Source organism: Sulfurimonas paralvinellae, from assembly GCF_014905135.1.
GTDB classification, from domain to species: domain Bacteria; phylum Campylobacterota; class Campylobacteria; order Campylobacterales; family Sulfurimonadaceae; genus Sulfurimonas; species Sulfurimonas paralvinellae.
Genome location: NZ_CP041406.1, coordinates 1,111,430 through 1,127,865, shown reverse-complemented (window position 1 = coordinate 1,127,865; position 16,436 = coordinate 1,111,430). Strand labels below are relative to the sequence as shown.

Sequence of the window (16,436 nt, the reverse complement as noted above, 5' to 3'; positions counted from 1 at the left end):
AGGATTTCAAGATATGTTTAAAAAGCTTAGTTCCCTTTTAACAAAACATGATAAAAAGTATTTATTTTTTCTTATATTTTTTTCTGTATTTATAGCATTAATAGAAACAGTAGGTATAGCTGCTATCATGCCTTTTATATCGGTAGCCACTGACTTTAGTCTTATTGAGTCTAAAGATTACTATAAGTATATATATAATTTTTTTGAGTTTTCTAGTGCAACAAATTTTGTGATAGCCTTTGGTCTGATACTTGTTGTTTTTTACATACTGAGAGGTGGACTAAACCTTTTATACTTTTACATGCTTGCAAAGTTTTCTAAAGGCAGAATTCATCTTTTGTCTTTTAGGCTATTTGAAAGTTATTTAGGGATGTCTTATCATTCTTTTATTCAAAGAAACAGTAGTGAACTCTCAAAATCAATTATAAATGAGACTCAATATCTTGCACAACTTTTATCAGCAATCTTACTAATGGTAAGTGAAATATTTGTAGTAATTTTCATATATGGGGCAATGTTGTATATAAATTGGAAAATCACTTTGGTTATGACACTTTTTTTAGGATTAAATGGATTGTTTCTTGTAAAAAAGATATCTCCTTTAGTTAAAAGACAAGGTAGTATAAGAGAAAAATATCAAAAAAGTTTTTTTGAGATTATAAATAGTACTTTTGGTAATTATAAGATTATTAAGCTTCAATCAAACGATAAACTTATTTTAGATAGGTTTTCAAATGCTAGTTATGGATTTGCTAAGAGCGGAATTATAAGTGATACACTAGCCCATTTCCCACGAATATTTTTAGAAACTATTGGTTTTGGACTTATAGCTTTGATAGTTGTATATTTAGTGTTTAAATATGAAACAGATATTTCATCTTCACTTGGAATATTGTCTATGTTTATTTTAGGCCTTTACAGACTTATGCCATCTGCAAATAGATTACTTTCAAGTTATAATCAAATTATGTATTTTCATAAGTCATTAGATATTATTCATAATGACTTGATGTATGATGTAGAAAGTCTTGGTAATGAAAAGATAGATTTTAACGATAAGATAGATTTGAAAAATATAAGTTTTGGATATAGTGAAGATAAAATAATACTTGAGAATATATACTTAGAGATAAAAAAAACTGAAAAAATAGCTTTCGTAGGACCTAGTGGAAGTGGTAAGAGTACATTAGTAGATATTATCATAGGGTTATATAAACCTTTAAGTGGTCAAATTAAAATAGATAATGATATATTAAATGATAATAATATTCGAAGTTGGAGAAAAAAAATAGGATATATACCACAAAGTGTCTATCTTTTTGATGGTACAGTAGCTCATAATATCTCTTTTGGATTACATTATGATGAAGAGAAGATTAAAGATGTTTTAAAGAAAGCAAAAATATTAGATTTTTTAGAAACTCATCAAAATGGTATTCATACATTTGTTGGCGAAGGAGGTGTGAAACTCAGTGGAGGACAAAAACAGCGTATAGCTATAGCCAGAGCGCTTTATCAAGAACCAGAAGTTTTAGTGTTAGATGAAGCAACTTCAGCGCTCGATGAAAAAATAGAAAAAGAGATTATGAATGAGATATATGAAATAAGTCAAGATAAAACTCTAATAATTATAGCGCATAGACTTAGTACCATTGATAGGTGTGGAAAAGTTTATAAAATTGAAAATAAAAAATTGGTACAACAAAAGTGAAAAAAAAGTTAGCAATACTTATTTATTCATTAGCAAGTGGAGGGGCAGAAAGGCAGGTTTCTATTTTGCTGAAAGAATTAATAGATACTTTTGATATAACTCTGGTTTTAATGAATGATACAGTTTTTTATAATATTCCAGAAAATACAAAAATAATTTATCTTGAAAAATCTTCCCCTTGTGAAAGTGGTATAAAAAAACTTTTAAAACTTCCTTCATTAGGTTGGAAATATAAAAAGATATTACAAGATAATAAGATAGAGATTTCATTTAGCTTGATGACAAGACCTAATTATATCAATATTTTTTCCAAGTTATTTGGAAGTAAGGTTAAAACAATCATCAGCGAGCGTTCACAATTTTCTTTACAATATAGTTATGGTAATTTACAGTCATATACTAATAAAAAATTAGTTAAATTATATAACTATGCAGATGTTATTGTTACAAATTCTAAGGGTAATGCTAAGGATTTGGATGAGAACTTTTCTATAACAGCAAAAATGAAAACCATTTACAATGTTGTAGATATAGATAAAATAGATCAATTAAAAAATGAAGATATTGAGTTAAGAAAGCAAAAGTTTACTTTTATAACTATTGGTCGACTTGACAGTGGAAAAAATCATAAGTTACTCATAAATGCCATACAAAACCTAGATGCGAATTTATGGATCATAGGAGATGGTGAGCTTAGAAATGATTTACAACAACACATAGATACACTTAATTTACAAACTAAAGTACTTTTGCTTGGGCGACAAGAAAATCCATATAAATTTCTTTCAAAATCTGATTGTTTTGTATTTGGTTCAAATCATGAAGGGTTTCCCAATGTCTTGTTGGAAGCATTAGCTTGTAGATTACCCATTATTAGTACCGACTGCAAAAGTGGGCCTAGAGAGATTTTAGCACCGGATAATAATATGGATTCTTGCCTCATGAAAGATATAGAGTGTGCACAATATGGCATTTTGACACCTGTTAATAATGAACAGATAATGAAAAAAGCAATGACATTAATGTTGAATGATCATAATTTATTAGAGAGTTATCAAAAGAAAGCTATACTTAGAGCTAAGTATTTTGAAGTTGAGACAATGATAAGACAATATATAGAGGTTCTAGATTGAAAAATATTTTGTTTATTGTTACAAGATCTCAAAATGGTGGAGCACAAAAATGGACCAAGGAGCAAATAGAGATTTGCTCGAATGATTTTAAATGTTTTTTGGCTACTGATAGAAATGGATGGCTTTCTCACAATGTGAGAGTAGATGATAAATTTTTAAATGATCTAATATACAAAAAGTTTTCTTTTTCATATTTATTAGGGTTAAATAAATTTATAAAGAATAATAAAATTGATATGATAGTTGCAAGTTCTGCTAATGCAGGTATATATTCAAGATTAATTAAAATTTTAAATAGAAAAATAAAAATTATATATGTTAGTCATGGCTGGTCATCAATTTATAATGGTGGTAAATTGGCTTTTTTATATACCTTTATAGAAAAACAGCTTTCAAAATTTAGTGATTCAATTCTTTGTATTTCAAAAAAAGACTTTGAAAATGCGAAAAACATTATAGGGATTAATGAACATAAATTAAAATGGATTACTAATAAGATTTATCCTATTAAAAACAATGAGATTAGAGAAAAACAAGATAAAGTTATAAAGTTATTAACTGTAGCTAGATTGGAGTCTCCAAAAAGAGTTGATTTACTAATTGAAGCAACCAGAGATTTAGATAATGTAGAGTTACACATTATAGGAGATGGTTCTCAACGAAATTATTTAGAATCTATAAAACATAAAAATGTAGTATTTCATGGAGAAATAGATGGATTTAAGGACTTTGGAAAATATGATGTTTTTTCTTTGATTTCAGATAGTGAGGGGCTGCCATTGTCTGCTTTAGAGGCTATGAGTGCTAAGATGCCAATTATTTTAAGTAATATAGGTGGGTGTTCTGAGCTTATTGATGGAAATGGAGTGTTGGTTAAAAACGATGTAGATGAAATAAAAGCGGCTATAGCAGAATGTATTTTACAGAATGAGATGTTTTCAAAAAATTCGATAGATATATTTAACAAAATGTTTAATTTAGAACTTAATAAAAATAGTTATATTGAGTATTATAAAGATATATTAAATGATTGACAATATTTTAATTACAGGTGCAAATGGTTATTTAGGAAGTAGTTTTATAAAGCAATACCAAAACAAATATACATTTGAAAAATTTTCCCTAGTAAATCAAAATTTAGAAGATATAAACTTTGATAATATAGATGTGGTTTTGCATTGTGCCGCACTTGTACATCAAAAAATAGAATATAATTATGATAAGTATTATGAAATTAATGTAGAGTATCCAACTAAACTAGCAAAATTAGCAAAACAAAATGGGATAAAACAATTTATCTTCATAAGTACTATTGCTGTATATGGTGAAGATGAAGAAAAGCTAGATGAAAATACAAATTGTAACCCAGTCACACCTTATGGAAAAAGTAAGCTTGAAGCAGAAAAAAAAATGCTAGAACTAAGTGATGATAGTTTTATAGTAAGTATCATAAGACCACCTATGGTTTATGGCAAAGATGCTCCAGGGAATATAGACAGTTTAGTAAAACTTGTAAAAAAGCTGTCTATCATACCACTTGGCAGCATAGAAAATAAAAGAAGTTTCGTATATATACAAAATCTTTGTCATTTGATTGATGTTGTAATAGAACAACAAAAATCAGGAATATTTTTGGCCAGTGATGATGAGCCTTTAAGCACTTCAAGGTTAATTGAACTTATAGCGAAAAACCTTAATAAAAAAGTATATCTTATAAAAATACCATTTTTTGAAAATTTCTTGAAAATAATTAAATCGTCATTTCACAAAAGACTTTATGGAAGTTTGGAAGTGAATAATAGTCTTACAAAAGAGAAGTTGAATTTGACTAATCCTTATAGTGCAGAAGAGGGGATAAAGCTGATGATAAAAGGAGAAAATATTTGATTTATATAGTTTTATTTTTAATCTCTTTTACTCTTACATACATCATAAAAGAGTATGCTCTTAAAAAATCGTTTGTAGCTATCGTAAATGAACGAAGCAGTCATACGGTTCCAACTCCTCATGGTGGAGGGATAGCCATTGCTGTAACATGGTTTATGGGTTTATTGTATCTTTTCATAACAGATCAAATTGATACATCACTGTTTTATGCTCTTCTTGTTGGTGCTTTGATCTCCATTGTGAGTTTTTTTGATGATATGTATGAGTTGAGCCCTAAGTTGAGATTGGGAGTTCAAAGTTTGGTGGCATTGGCCGGGCTTTATTTTTTAGGCGGACTTGAAAATCTTACATTTGGCATCTTTGAAATTTCAAATCCGTTTATTACATCACTTTTCGCATTTTTATTGATTCTATGGTTTATTAATCTTACAAACTTTATAGACGGGATTAACGGCTATGTAGGGAGTGAGTTTGTCTTTTTGGGTTTAGCGGGCTTGATTCTTTTTCATGAGAGTTATTTTGGCATTCTTAGTGTATCTGTTTTAGGGTTTTTGTTTTGGAACTACAACAAAGCAAAGATCTTTATGGGGGATGTCGGGAGTACTCTTTTAGGCTATAACATTGCTGTTTTCACGATTTACTATGCAAATCAAGAAGCTACGAATCTATGGGTATGGATTACACTCTTTGGGGTATTTTGGTTTGATGCGACGTATACTTTAATCAGAAGAAAACTTAACAAAGAAAAACTCTCACAGGCGCATAAAAAGCATGCGTATCAAAGATTAACGCAAGCTGAATGGAGTCATATGAAGGTGACAAACTTCGCTATACTTTTGAACCTTTTGATATTTACACTTGTTTATTTTATACCCAATATAGCGATTAGTTTTTTTCTTACTCTGGTTTTACTTTTTACAGCAATGAACTTTGTTAATCAAAAAAAGCCTTTTGAATAATTGTTTTGGTAGAATAGCCATATGATTTTAGATAAACGAATACTCAATGTTTTAGTAATTATATTTCTGACAACTCTTACATTCCTTTGGACATTTTTTATATTCCACCAAGAAGTAAACTGGCAGATAATTGGGGTGGTTATTGTACTGAGACTTCTTGCTTCTTTTATGATCTACAAAGATTATTCTCTTTCATGGTCGAAAGCTACACAAAAAACATTTTTAATTAAAAGCATAGTTGTTGTAGTGCCTCTCATTATCTATATGCCTCTCTTTCATGGGGAAATTCGTTTTGCATTTATGCTGAGCGAGGCGATGACTTATCTTGTTTTGATCAGCTTTTTGATGTATACATACTACTATCTCATAAACAAAAGCCGTATTACAAAAACAAAAACGCTTATTATTTACGGTGCCGGAAAAGCAGGCATGAAAATAGAAGAAGAGTTTCGCAACAGCGAATATAGAGTAAAATATTTTTGTGATGATAATACGGTACTGCGGGGGAGAAGCATAGACGGTATTCGGATTCTCTCGGCCCAAGAGTTGCAAAACAAGCTTCAAGGTAGAAAATACAATCTGCTTATCATTGCAATGCCAAGTGCATCCAAGGAAGCTATTCAAAAAATTTACAATAGATTTCATCATTCATTTGGCAGTGTAAAAATTCTGCCGTCTTTGAGTGAAGTGTTAAGTGATGAACTGCTGTCAAATCAATTAAAAGATATCTCTGTTGAAGATCTTTTGGCACGTGATCCAAAAGACTTGGACAAACAGGCTATTGAGAAATTTATAAAAAACAAAAAAGTGCTTATTACAGGTGCAGGCGGAAGTATTGGAAGTGAATTGAGTCGTCAGTGTGCTTTATTTGGTGCAAGTAAGCTTATTCTGCTGGATCACAGTGAGTTTAATTTGTACCAGATAGCAGAAGAACTCGCGAGTGCTAACCCAAAACTTGTAATGCAGTCGGTAGTAAACTTAGAACAACTGGAAAAAACTTTTGCACTGTATCAACCGGATATTGTTATCCATGCAGCTGCTTACAAACATGTACCGCTTGTGGAAGAGAACATTCACGAAGCTGTTGTAAACAATGTGATTGGCACTAAAAATGTGATTGATTGCGCCATCAAATACAAGGCTGAAAAATTTGTTCTTATCTCGACAGATAAAGCGGTGCGTCCTACGAATGTGATGGGGACTACAAAGCGGATATGTGAACTTTATGCGCAGAATGTAGATGCCAAAGATACCGAGATTGTAGCTGTTCGCTTCGGAAACGTTTTGGGAAGCAGTGGAAGTGTCATTCCTAAGTTTAAAGCACAGATTCAAAACGCTGGTCCGATTACCGTTACGCATCCTGATATAACACGCTATTTTATGCTCATCCCTGAGGCGTGTGAACTTGTACTTCAAGCTGCTTCGATCGGAAAAGGCGGGGAAATATTTATACTCGATATGGGAGAACCTATCAAGATAGTCGATCTTGCCAAGAAGATGATAGAACTCAGTGGCAGAGATGATGTAAAAATTGAGTTTAGCGGCCTTAGAGCAGGAGAAAAACTCTATGAAGAGCTTTTGATCAGTGACAATGATATGCAAACAGAGTATGAGTCTATAACAGTGGCCGGAAAAACTGAGTACGACATTGAAAAACTTTCGAGTGATATAGAAGAGCTTGTTCAAACCACTCACAAAATTGATAAACTTAAAGAGATTGTTCCGGAGTTTAATCATCAGCTAAATTGATGATGATTTAACCCAATTGGGTGTATAATTCCATAACCAACATAAAAAGAGAATATCTATGACACCAAATGAGAGAGTTTTAAAAGCGATAGAAGAGATAAAACAGGGTAAGATGGTCATTATGTGTGACGATGAGGATAGAGAGAATGAAGGGGATCTTGTTTATGCTGCGGCATTTTCAACGCCCGATCATGTCAACTTCATGGCAACACATGCACGAGGGCTTATCTGTGTTGCCCTCTCACGTGAGATAGCAAACAGACTTGAACTCAATCCAATGGTGAGTTCGAACACTTCATCGTATGAGACGGCATTTACGGTCTCTGTCGATGCAAAAGATGCGTTGACGGGAATCTCTGCAAAAGAGAGAGATGATACCATTAAAATTTTGGCAAATCCTATCTCCAAACCGGATGAACTTGTACGACCTGGTCATATATTTCCATTAATTGCAAAAGAGGGCGGTACGCTTGTTCGCACAGGACATACGGAAGGTTCTGTTGATCTGTGTCGTCTGGCAGGACTGAGTGAAGCGGGTGTCATTTGTGAGATTATTAAAGACAATGGTGAAATGGCTCGTCGCGATGACTTGGATATTTTTGCAAAAGAGCACGACCTGCATACGGTTTTTATCTCCGATATCGTCGAGTACAGACTTGCAAATGAGCGGCTTGTTCAAGAAGTCGCTGTTGAAGAGATAGAGTTCTTTGGTGTCAAAGTGACACGCCATACATTTGAAGATCATGATGGTATAAAGCACAATGCTATTCTTTTTTACAGTGCAGGAGAGGTTGCGAATGTTCGTGTACATAATGTCATTCCGGATGATGAATTGCTACTCAATCAGGACAAATACAACAATCTTATAAAATCGATTGAATATCTTAAACAAAACAGCGGTCTGCTGGTCTTTATAAACAAGACGCATCATCAGGATAATTCTGCTCCAAAAGAGTTCGGTATCGGTGCGCAGATCATCAAATCTTTTGGTATTTCAAAAATGAATCTTATCACATCAATGAAAGCGACGGACTTTGTCGGTCTCAGCGGTTTTGGACTCGAAGTCAATGAGGTAATAGACATCTAATGCTTAGGCTGTTTGCCTTGGCTCTTTTTTTAATGGCTTTGCAGCTTCATGCGGAGCTGGTTGCACGGCAAAAAGTTGTAATGGGCACCTTTGTATCCATCTCTGTAGATAAGCAGCACAAAGAGCTTATTTCTCCTGCATTTAAACTGCTGAAAAAGATTGAGTCTTCCATCTCTTCTTTTGACAAAAATTCACCCATTTACAAACTCAATGAAAACAGAAGTGCCAAACTTGACAACTACAGCTATGAGGCTTTGCAACTTTCTTTAAAATATTACAAAGAGACGGACGGTTATTTTGATGTTGCTGTTGGAAGTATTACAAAAGATCTTTATCATTTTGGTGAAGATGAAAGAATTGCATCTAAAAAGTCCATGCAAAAAGCTTCGACATCGATGGATGGGCTTTTGTTTGATAAGCAGAAGGCTGTCATTACCGATACCATCAAGATTGATCTTGGCGGTATGGGGAAGGGCTACGGTATTGACAAAGTAAGTCAGTTTTTTAGAAACAACAGCGTAGAAAATGCGGTAATCGCCCTTAGTGGAGATATCCGTTGCATTGGAGAGTGTAAGATAGCTGTGAACAATCCCTTGAAAAACGATGCTGCGTTAGCAGTTTTTACAATGTGCGACACTGCTGTCAGTACAAGTGGAAATTACAATCGTTATGTCGGTAATATCACACATAATCATCTCATAAACCCAAAAAAGAAAAACTCTGAGCAAAACTTTATCTCAGTGACATTGATCTCAAAATTGCCTTCGGCAACGCTTGATGCCTTTGCAACGGCTGTGAGTGTTATGTCTCTAAAAAAAGCCTACCTATTTTTAGCTTCACAACCAATCGCTTATATTATCTTACAGGCAGATAAAAAGCTTGTTGTGAGCAAAAATCTGCAAAGTTACGTTAGTGAATTAAAACTGAAATAGCTCTGTTTTTAAGATTTTTATTTCGGTTAGTTTTTTGTCATTTTTAAGACCGAGTACTTTTGCCGCCTCTTCTGAGATAAGTCTAAAGCCAAGTGTGACTGTCATTAAATCGCCTTGTTGCAGTTTTGTGTCGTACTCAATACTCTTTTTTGCATAGATAAGCGTGTCTTTGAGAACATCTGTCGCTTCAAACGGCAGGCTAGCTTTGCCGTTTTTTGTAAATGTACGTTTGAATATGAATGGTTTTAGTGTGATGGTTTTGCCCTTGCGTGAGATGCTTACCTGAAGAACACCTTCTCTGTACGCCTGTCCAAAGAGTGCGTGGTTTGCCTGATTTTTTATCTGTATGACAAAACCGTTTTTATTTTTTTCAGCACTGATGTCAATGTACTTCCCAAGACTTTTACTCATATTATGTACACCTGCCATACCATGGTAGGCATGTGTCTTTGTATCTCTCAGTGTTGTTTTTGAGCCCATAATCTTTGGCATATGACAGGAGATGCAGGTCTCTTTGTCTTTTTTGTCAATGTAAGCATCGAGCATGATGACATCAAAACCGTGCTCATTGTTCACGTGAGAGTGACATCCCATGCAGACATTGCCGTTGTAGTAGTTTTCATTGTTATACTCTATTTGATGGTAAGGGGAGTTTTTTGCGTTTTTTATAAGACCGAAAAAGGAGCTTGTTGTTTCAAATTTGACCTTCGATTCATTTTTCTTGGAAACTTCGGCAGTATAAAAATCCTTTTTCTTGCCGCTGAGCATGTTTTGATTGCTTGTATCATTCTCTTTAACATCTGTGATCGTATGGCAGTAGATACAGGAGATAGGTTCTTCTTTTGCCTGTAATTTGTCTGTTGCACTCGGTGAGTGACAGTTTGCACATTTTTGTTTATCGGCATGCTCTTTTTCAAATATGGCTTTATAGATCATATCGTTTTGCAGTGATGATTTTCTATGTATGGAGTTGTAATACTCTTTATAGATGAGAGGGTGACATTTTTGGCATACTTTTGTTTGTGATGCCGACCATAAAGAAACGCTTGTAAGAAGTAGTGATAACAGGAGTGTAAATTTTTTCATAAAAAAGATTATAGCTTATTTGGTATAAAGAATACTTTTAAACAATATAAATAGTACATATAGTAAAGTGAACTCAAAAAGAAAAAATGAGATAAGTTTGACATAGATAAGAAAGTGTAGACCTGCAAGGATGCCAAAGGGAGAAAAGAGTTCCAAAAAAGCACTGAAAAAAGAGAGAGCGATGATGATCTGCATCTCTTTTGTATTGCGCTTTTGCGTAAAGATGAGAAAATGCAGCACAACCATGACAAAAAGTCCAAAAGCAAAGATATGAGGCAGGATTATCTTTAAAAGACCTGCATAGGATTTCGCCGGTATAAATGCCGCTTCATCACCAAGGTAGTAGTGCAGGATAGACTCATAGGAAAAGCCTATTTTGTCAGAAAAGATAAGTGCACCGCTTACAAGCAGCAAGAGGCTAAAAAGTAAGAAATAACCTATAGCATATCTGTACGCTTTATTTAGCAATATTGAGCTCCCAGAAAGATGCAAGCGTCATGTAAAATCCGACAATATGCCAGGTAAAAAAAGCAAAGAGGTAGATAGTTGTAAATTCAGGAGCATAAAAATATGATACCATCAGGCTAACAGGGCAGAGCAGCCCAAAGATCATAAGCAGGTTCATCACAAGTAGTGTGCTTCTTTTTTGATGCAGTAGACGAATAAAGACTGCTGAGAGTGTGAGCAGAAGCATCATTAAGAAAAATATCTGCATATGGACAAATTCAAGAAAGACAGACTTGTTCATCGGGTCCAAAAATTCATCGGCATTGCCAAAAAGCGTTGTATTGACCTGTGAGGAAGTGAGTCCCATAGTATGCGACTTTACAAAGATGTCAAAAATGATGTAGAGAAAAATAAAGACTAAAAGGCTGTTGAGCAGAGGCTTCATAGCCTTGTCCTGTTTTACATTTTTAATGAGGGTAAAACGCAACTATTTTCCTTTTAAGAGTTCATTGTATATGGCAAATGCGATGCGTGAGCTTTCTGTAACACTTCTAGCACTCAGAGTTGCTCCCGTAATGGTAGGAATGTCGCGTGAGAGATGCAGCATTTTATCTGTCGGAATGTTTTGAAACTGCTCCTGCCATGTTTTACTTGGAATATATTCGTGCGGTTCGTTAAAAGCGATGATCTCGATGCCGAGCAGTTTACCTTTAGTGATAAGGTACATAACAACAGCATTCTTGGAACGGACTTTATGATTGATCAATATACCATAACCTAAAGTTTTTCCTTTCTCCTTTGCGACATAAATGCGGTAGATCTTTGTCGTTAGTTTCGCCTTTGCAGTTGATTGTATCTTTTTAAACTGCTCGCCTGAAAGCAGGATGTTCTTTTTAGTAATAACTGCTGTTTGTGAATAGTTCTCTTTCATGGCATCTATCGGAGAAACAAGAACTTTCGCCGATAGAGAATCTGTGAGAGAAAAAATGAGCAGGGATAGGAGAAGAATATATTTCATTTTTCATATTTCGCTTATGTTAATTTTTGCCGTTATTATATCAAAACTCTAAAAAATAAAGCCCATCGAGATACTAAACGTATCCGCATTTGTGCCTGTATTGGCAAAATCATTGTCTGCCATTGCATAATCCATTTTTAAGACTACCTGCTCGTGAGGAAAGAAGTTGATACCTACGGTTGTTGTATTGATAGCACTATTTGTTGTCCCGTCAGCCAGTTTTTCTTGTGGGTTTACACGCTCATACTGAATAAAAACAGGAAGTTTTTTATTATATGAAGTAAGAGTTAACAGATCAAAACTTGCATTGATATAGCCACCGCTCATCTCTTTTACTTGTGCAGCCGTTGTGTCGGAGCGTTTTGTCTGCGTGTATGTTCCATAGAGTCTCGCTCCACTGTTCTCATAGTTCATGTGAGCATCCCACATTGTTATTTTGCTGTCGTTATAAACAGAGGCACCGACCAAAAGACCGTTGATGCCAGTATAGTCAAGACGTGCTACACCGGCAAAACCAGGATTTTTTACTTCAAAAGAGCTGCCGCGTCCTTTTCTGAGCCATTTTGCACCCGCTGTGTCATCCGGCTGCAATGCACTCACACCTGCGAGTTTATACTCTAAGCCCTCCGTAATTTCACCATAAATCATCGCACCACTTTCGTTCCATGTTGTAGGTATCAAATAATAGGCAGTTTGCGGACGTTGAACAGTTGTAAAGAGTGTAGGTTCATGTCTTTGGTTTGTTAAACCTACAGGCATAAGCATATTTCCAACTCTGAAGTTATAGTTCTTGTTCATTAAAAAATCTATATACATAAATTCAACGACAACTTCATCACCGCCGCCGCTTGCTGTCACGCCGCCGCCTTCGTACTCTATTTCTGTATTTAAGATAATATTGTCAGAAAATTTGTATCCAAGATATGTTATAAGTCTTTTGACCTGAGTTTCAGAACTATCCTCTGTGTCATCATCCGAATTTGTCGTAGAGTAGTACATCTCACCATATCCCCCGATACTAAGCGGTGATTTAGAGTAGTAAACCTTTGAAGCAGCAGCTCCAAGACCGCTATGTGACTTGTCTGTATCTACCGTTGTGTAGTTAAAACCTGTTTTAAGGTCACTTGTCTCATCAATAAGCGACTGTGTTGTCTCTTTCAACTCGGCTATCTCTTTTTTTAACTGTGCAATATCTTCTCTGTCATCCGCAAAAGATGCACTACTACATGCTAGTATACCGGCAAGAGCCAGTGATAATTTTGTATTTTTCATACTTTTAATCCTTTTATTTCAATCATGATATTTATTATCATAATTGTTTATGTCGAAATAGTACAAAAAAACTATATGAATGTCAATAGTTATGATAATTATTATCATATTATTATTAAAAAGATAAATTTTATTTCAAATTTCTTGATATATTTGTAGAAAATTGTGTATAATTAACCAACTAGTTATTTATTGGAGTTTAAAGTATGGCAAAACAGACAAGAGATGCCGAAGCGACAAAAGCGAAGATCATCGAAAATGCGATGCTGCTTTTTGCGAAAAACGGTTATGATGCGACGACGGCTGATGAGATAGCCAAAGAGTGCGGTGTGAACAAAGCGATGCTTTTTTACTACTACAAGAACAAAGCAGGGCTTTATGCCGCAGTCATGACACATGCGTTAGAGGCTATTCATAATGAGATCATAGTTACGGATAAATGCTGTGTATCACCTTTGGCAGATTTGGAGGCATTTATAAAAACTTATGCCGCTTATTGTGACAAGAACCCTTATCTGCCTTCGCTCATTTTACGTGAGCTGAGTGACAGCGGAGCACATCTGCCTGAATTGATGTTCGCGAGTCTAAGAAAACTTTTTATGCTCTTGAGTGAGATTCTGCGTGAGGGTGAGAAGCAGGGACTATTTCATGATATAGAGCCGATGATCATTCACTTTATGATAGTCGGCACGATCAATCTGCTTATCACAACAAAGCCTTTGCGTGAGAATGCAGCAAAAATGGAACCGGATATCAATACTTGCAGTGACTGTGATATCGATGAGATAGCTGCTTATATATTTAAAAAAGTAAAACTAATGTTGGAGATTAAATAGATGAAAAAAACACTTTTAGCACTGAGTATTCCTTACTTACTCAGTGCTCATTCAATTCCCGAGCTCTTTGATGCGCTCAAGTCCCATGCCCAGACCAAGTCTGATGAGATGGTGGTCAAAAAAGCAGAGGTTGCTGCTTCGCAGGCCACTTCACAGCTTTACCCGACTATCAGTCTCTTTGGAACGTATGATAACTATTCAAGTCCGACAAATATGAAGCCGATTGCACCAAATGTGATGAAACAAATGTTAGTCGATAATGCTATCTCTCAACCGTATAGTTACAATATTTACAAAGGTGGTGCACAGTTTACGATGCCTATTTTTGTAAAATCAATCTATACGATGGCAGACAAAGCAAAAGCGATGCAAAAAAGTGCACAGGCCAAAAAGCACATCAATCTTCTGCAAAATGAAGCGTTGATCGTCGGCAGCAATGCAAACCTTCAATACCTGCATGAGCTGAAAAGATCACTCGAATTAAAAGAAAAGTCACTGCTTGAAACACAAAAAACATTGAAGATAAAGGTCGATAACGGGCGTGCTCCGGCGTCTGCACTTTATAAGATAGATGACGGGCTTAATCAGGTAAGCATTGCCAAAAACAATATTGATCTGCAAAAGCAAAAACTCATCAGTTCCATTGAAGCTATTACAGGCATCAAACTTGATGTTCCTGTCGATATGCAAGAGGTCTCTTCTGTTAAAGAAGGAGAACTCGGTTCACTTAAACCGCTTGAAGAGAAACTCAGAGCTTCACGGTTGGAAGTGAATGCAGAGAAAGAGAAGCTCTATCCTTCCGTTGTGGCACATGGAAGCTATGCCTATTCATCGGCTACTGCTTACAACAATAATAAAGATGTCAACGAAGAGTATGGAGATATCGGTGTGGTTATCAACATTCCGCTTTTGGCAATGAGCCAGTATGACTCCATTAAAAAGTCAAAAATAGAGCTGCGCTCGGATGAAGTTGAGTTGGAGAAGCTACGTGAGGAGCTATCTGCAAAAGCTGATATGCTCAAAAGCTCTCTGCCCTTACTGGATAACTCCATTAAACTTTCACAAAAGAGTATAGAGAATAAAGAGAAGTTACTTCAAATCGCAAAAGTGAACTATAAGAGCGGAAGACTCTCTACCGAAGAGTATCTAAGATACGAAGATGATGTGGTCGATGCAAAAGCAAAGCTATATCAGGCAAAGGCACAAAAGTGGCAGACACAGATGCAGTTAGCAGTCATATATGCAAATAATATAGAGGAGATGGTAAAATGAATAAATATGTAAAGATAACAATAGCTGTAGCAGTAGTGGCAGGTTTAGGTGTAGCGGGTGTGAAGAAGGTAAAAGAGGCAAGAGCTCATGATGCCAATCTTCCAAAAGCGAAAATCTACCCAATCGTTGTGTCTACGATGACACCAAAAATAGCTCCGGTGACATTGACACTACCATATCTCGCAGAAGTTGCTAATGATAAAGATGTTCAATTGGCTTCAAGAATTGCGGCAAGAATTCAAATGATAAAGCCGAGTGGTTCAAGTGTTAAAAAGGGTGATGTTGTTGTCAGACTAGACACGACGACAATTAAAAGCTCCCTTGCAAGTGTTCAAGAGCAGATGCAGGCAGCAAAAATTGCTCTTGATAATCTTGAAGCAACACATAAAAGAACTTTGGATCTCTTAAAAGTGCAGGGCGCTTCCATAGAAGAGTCGCAAAAAGAGATGACGATGATAGCAAATACTCAGGCGCAGTTAAATGCTTTGAAACAAAAAGAGATAGAGTTGAAAAACAATCTATCTTATGCAACGATAGTCTCACCTGTAAATGGTGTTATAGCAAAGACATTTGCTAGTCAGGGTGCTATCAGTGTTCCAGGCAAACCACTTGTAGCTATCAGCTCTAAAAACGGGTTTTATCTGATGGTGCGTGTGCCAACTGATCTTCCAATTCGCGGTGTGAAATTTCATGGTAGGTTCTATGCAGCTACACCGCTTAATACGACTTTTCATGGTTTAGCAGAGTACAAGGTTTATACGGGTAATGTAAATCTTGTCAGTGGAGACAGAGTAGAGGTGGATGTTGTGACGTTCAATCAAAAAGCGACACTGCTTCCTTTTGACGCCATTTTAAATAAAGATGGTAAAAGTTATGTTCTTGTTGCTCAAGGGAACAAAGCGAAGGCGCAAGAGGTTCATATAGTTCAGAGTGCCCAGCAGGGTGTTGTTGTTTCAGATGCTTTAGAAGGCAAGAAGATAGTTGTTGCAAAACCGGATATTTTATTGAAACTTACAAGCGGTTATGCTCTTAAAGTAAAGGAGTAGA

At 35.3% G+C, this 16,436-nt stretch carries 16 protein-coding genes; 11 read left to right on the top strand and 5 right to left on the bottom strand.

Annotated elements, in window-relative coordinates; genetic code table 11:
• Positions 1-13: 13 nt before the first annotated feature.
• The 8 genes from FM071_RS05880 to FM071_RS05845 are packed head-to-tail and all read left to right on the top strand — an operon-like array spanning position 14 to position 9,458.
• The gene (locus FM071_RS05880) at positions 14-1,711 is read left to right on the top strand and encodes an ABC transporter ATP-binding protein (protein WP_193109783.1); all 1,698 of its coding nucleotides are present in this window, start codon (positions 14-16) and stop codon (positions 1,709-1,711) included.
• Positions 1,708-2,844, top strand: coding sequence for a glycosyltransferase (locus tag FM071_RS05875; protein ID WP_193109782.1), 1,137 nt, complete (start codon positions 1,708-1,710; stop codon positions 2,842-2,844). The genes FM071_RS05880 and FM071_RS05875 overlap by 4 nt, the downstream gene beginning before the upstream one ends.
• Entirely contained in the window at positions 2,841-3,878 is a 1,038-nt protein-coding gene (locus tag FM071_RS05870) for a glycosyltransferase (protein WP_193109781.1), read from the top strand. The genes FM071_RS05875 and FM071_RS05870 overlap by 4 nt, the downstream gene beginning before the upstream one ends.
• Positions 3,871-4,731: an NAD-dependent epimerase/dehydratase family protein gene (locus FM071_RS05865; protein ID WP_193109780.1), complete on the top strand. Its 861-nt coding sequence runs from the start codon at positions 3,871-3,873 to the stop codon at positions 4,729-4,731. The genes FM071_RS05870 and FM071_RS05865 overlap by 8 nt, the downstream gene beginning before the upstream one ends.
• Complete coding sequence (locus tag FM071_RS05860) at positions 4,728-5,690, top strand: MraY family glycosyltransferase (protein WP_193109778.1); 963 nt, start codon at positions 4,728-4,730, stop codon at positions 5,688-5,690. Before FM071_RS05865 ends, FM071_RS05860 begins: the two co-directional genes overlap by 4 nt.
• A 21-nt stretch (positions 5,691-5,711) precedes the next feature.
• Positions 5,712-7,439, top strand: coding sequence for a polysaccharide biosynthesis protein (locus FM071_RS05855; RefSeq protein ID WP_193109777.1), 1,728 nt, complete (start codon positions 5,712-5,714; stop codon positions 7,437-7,439).
• Between the two features lie 58 nt (positions 7,440-7,497).
• Positions 7,498-8,526: a bifunctional 3,4-dihydroxy-2-butanone 4-phosphate synthase/GTP cyclohydrolase II gene (locus FM071_RS05850; protein WP_193109776.1), complete on the top strand. Its 1,029-nt coding sequence runs from the start codon at positions 7,498-7,500 to the stop codon at positions 8,524-8,526.
• On the top strand, positions 8,526-9,458 hold the full coding sequence (locus FM071_RS05845) for an FAD:protein FMN transferase (RefSeq protein WP_226960499.1): 933 nt from the start codon (positions 8,526-8,528) through the stop codon (positions 9,456-9,458). Before FM071_RS05850 ends, FM071_RS05845 begins: the two co-directional genes overlap by 1 nt.
• On the opposite strand, the gene FM071_RS05840 is transcribed toward FM071_RS05845, so the two are convergent.
• From FM071_RS05840 to FM071_RS05820, 5 genes are read right to left on the bottom strand one after another with little or no spacing between them, the layout of a single operon-like run.
• Positions 9,444-10,544 (bottom strand): multiheme c-type cytochrome, encoded by a 1,101-nt coding sequence (locus FM071_RS05840; RefSeq protein ID WP_193109775.1) that lies wholly within the window; start codon positions 10,542-10,544, stop codon positions 9,444-9,446. The two genes, FM071_RS05845 and FM071_RS05840, sit on opposite strands and share 15 nt — an antisense overlap.
• A gap of 15 nt (positions 10,545-10,559) precedes the next feature.
• Complete coding sequence (locus FM071_RS05835; protein WP_193109774.1) at positions 10,560-11,012, bottom strand: hypothetical protein; 453 nt, start codon at positions 11,010-11,012, stop codon at positions 10,560-10,562.
• Complete coding sequence (locus FM071_RS05830; protein WP_193109773.1) at positions 11,002-11,478, bottom strand: hypothetical protein; 477 nt, start codon at positions 11,476-11,478, stop codon at positions 11,002-11,004. Before FM071_RS05830 ends, FM071_RS05835 begins: the two co-directional genes overlap by 11 nt.
• On the bottom strand, positions 11,479-12,009 hold the full coding sequence (locus FM071_RS05825; RefSeq protein ID WP_193109772.1) for an FMN-binding protein: 531 nt from the start codon (positions 12,007-12,009) through the stop codon (positions 11,479-11,481).
• 48 nt (positions 12,010-12,057) lie between these two features.
• Positions 12,058-13,281 carry a porin gene (locus FM071_RS05820; protein ID WP_193109771.1) on the bottom strand — a complete coding sequence of 408 codons (1,224 nt, stop codon included), beginning with the start codon at positions 13,279-13,281 and terminating at the stop codon, positions 12,058-12,060.
• Positions 13,282-13,487: 206 nt separating this feature from the next.
• Here FM071_RS05820 and FM071_RS05815 point away from each other — a divergent pair, with 206 nt between their 5' ends.
• From FM071_RS05815 to FM071_RS05805, 3 genes are read left to right on the top strand one after another with little or no spacing between them, the layout of a single operon-like run.
• Positions 13,488-14,117 (top strand): TetR/AcrR family transcriptional regulator, encoded by a 630-nt coding sequence (locus FM071_RS05815; RefSeq protein WP_193109769.1) that lies wholly within the window; start codon positions 13,488-13,490, stop codon positions 14,115-14,117.
• The gene (locus tag FM071_RS05810) at positions 14,118-15,389 is read left to right on the top strand and encodes a TolC family protein (protein ID WP_193109767.1); all 1,272 of its coding nucleotides are present in this window, start codon (positions 14,118-14,120) and stop codon (positions 15,387-15,389) included. It begins immediately after the preceding gene.
• Positions 15,386-16,435: an efflux RND transporter periplasmic adaptor subunit gene (locus tag FM071_RS05805; RefSeq protein ID WP_193109765.1), complete on the top strand. Its 1,050-nt coding sequence runs from the start codon at positions 15,386-15,388 to the stop codon at positions 16,433-16,435. The genes FM071_RS05810 and FM071_RS05805 overlap by 4 nt, the downstream gene beginning before the upstream one ends.
• The last annotated feature ends 1 nt before the right edge of the window (position 16,436 follow it).

Bases quoted from the DNA above. Each gene is read 5' to 3' on its own strand.
- FM071_RS05880 (WP_193109783.1), top strand. From the start codon at position 14: ATGTTTAAAAAGCTTAGTTCCCTTTTAACAAAACATGATAAAAAGTAT.
- FM071_RS05865 (WP_193109780.1), top strand. From the start codon at position 3,871: ATGATTGACAATATTTTAATTACAGGTGCAAATGGTTATTTAGGAAGT.
- FM071_RS05855 (WP_193109777.1), top strand. From the start codon at position 5,712: ATGATTTTAGATAAACGAATACTCAATGTTTTAGTAATTATATTTCTG.
- FM071_RS05850 (WP_193109776.1), top strand. From the start codon at position 7,498: ATGACACCAAATGAGAGAGTTTTAAAAGCGATAGAAGAGATAAAACAG.
- FM071_RS05845 (WP_226960499.1), top strand. From the start codon at position 8,526: ATGCTTAGGCTGTTTGCCTTGGCTCTTTTTTTAATGGCTTTGCAGCTT.
- FM071_RS05840 (WP_193109775.1), bottom strand. From the start codon at position 10,544: ATGAAAAAATTTACACTCCTGTTATCACTACTTCTTACAAGCGTTTCT.
- FM071_RS05825 (WP_193109772.1), bottom strand. From the start codon at position 12,009: ATGAAATATATTCTTCTCCTATCCCTGCTCATTTTTTCTCTCACAGAT.
- FM071_RS05820 (WP_193109771.1), bottom strand. From the start codon at position 13,281: ATGAAAAATACAAAATTATCACTGGCTCTTGCCGGTATACTAGCATGT.
- FM071_RS05815 (WP_193109769.1), top strand. From the start codon at position 13,488: ATGGCAAAACAGACAAGAGATGCCGAAGCGACAAAAGCGAAGATCATC.
- FM071_RS05810 (WP_193109767.1), top strand. From the start codon at position 14,118: ATGAAAAAAACACTTTTAGCACTGAGTATTCCTTACTTACTCAGTGCT.
- FM071_RS05805 (WP_193109765.1), top strand. From the start codon at position 15,386: ATGAATAAATATGTAAAGATAACAATAGCTGTAGCAGTAGTGGCAGGT.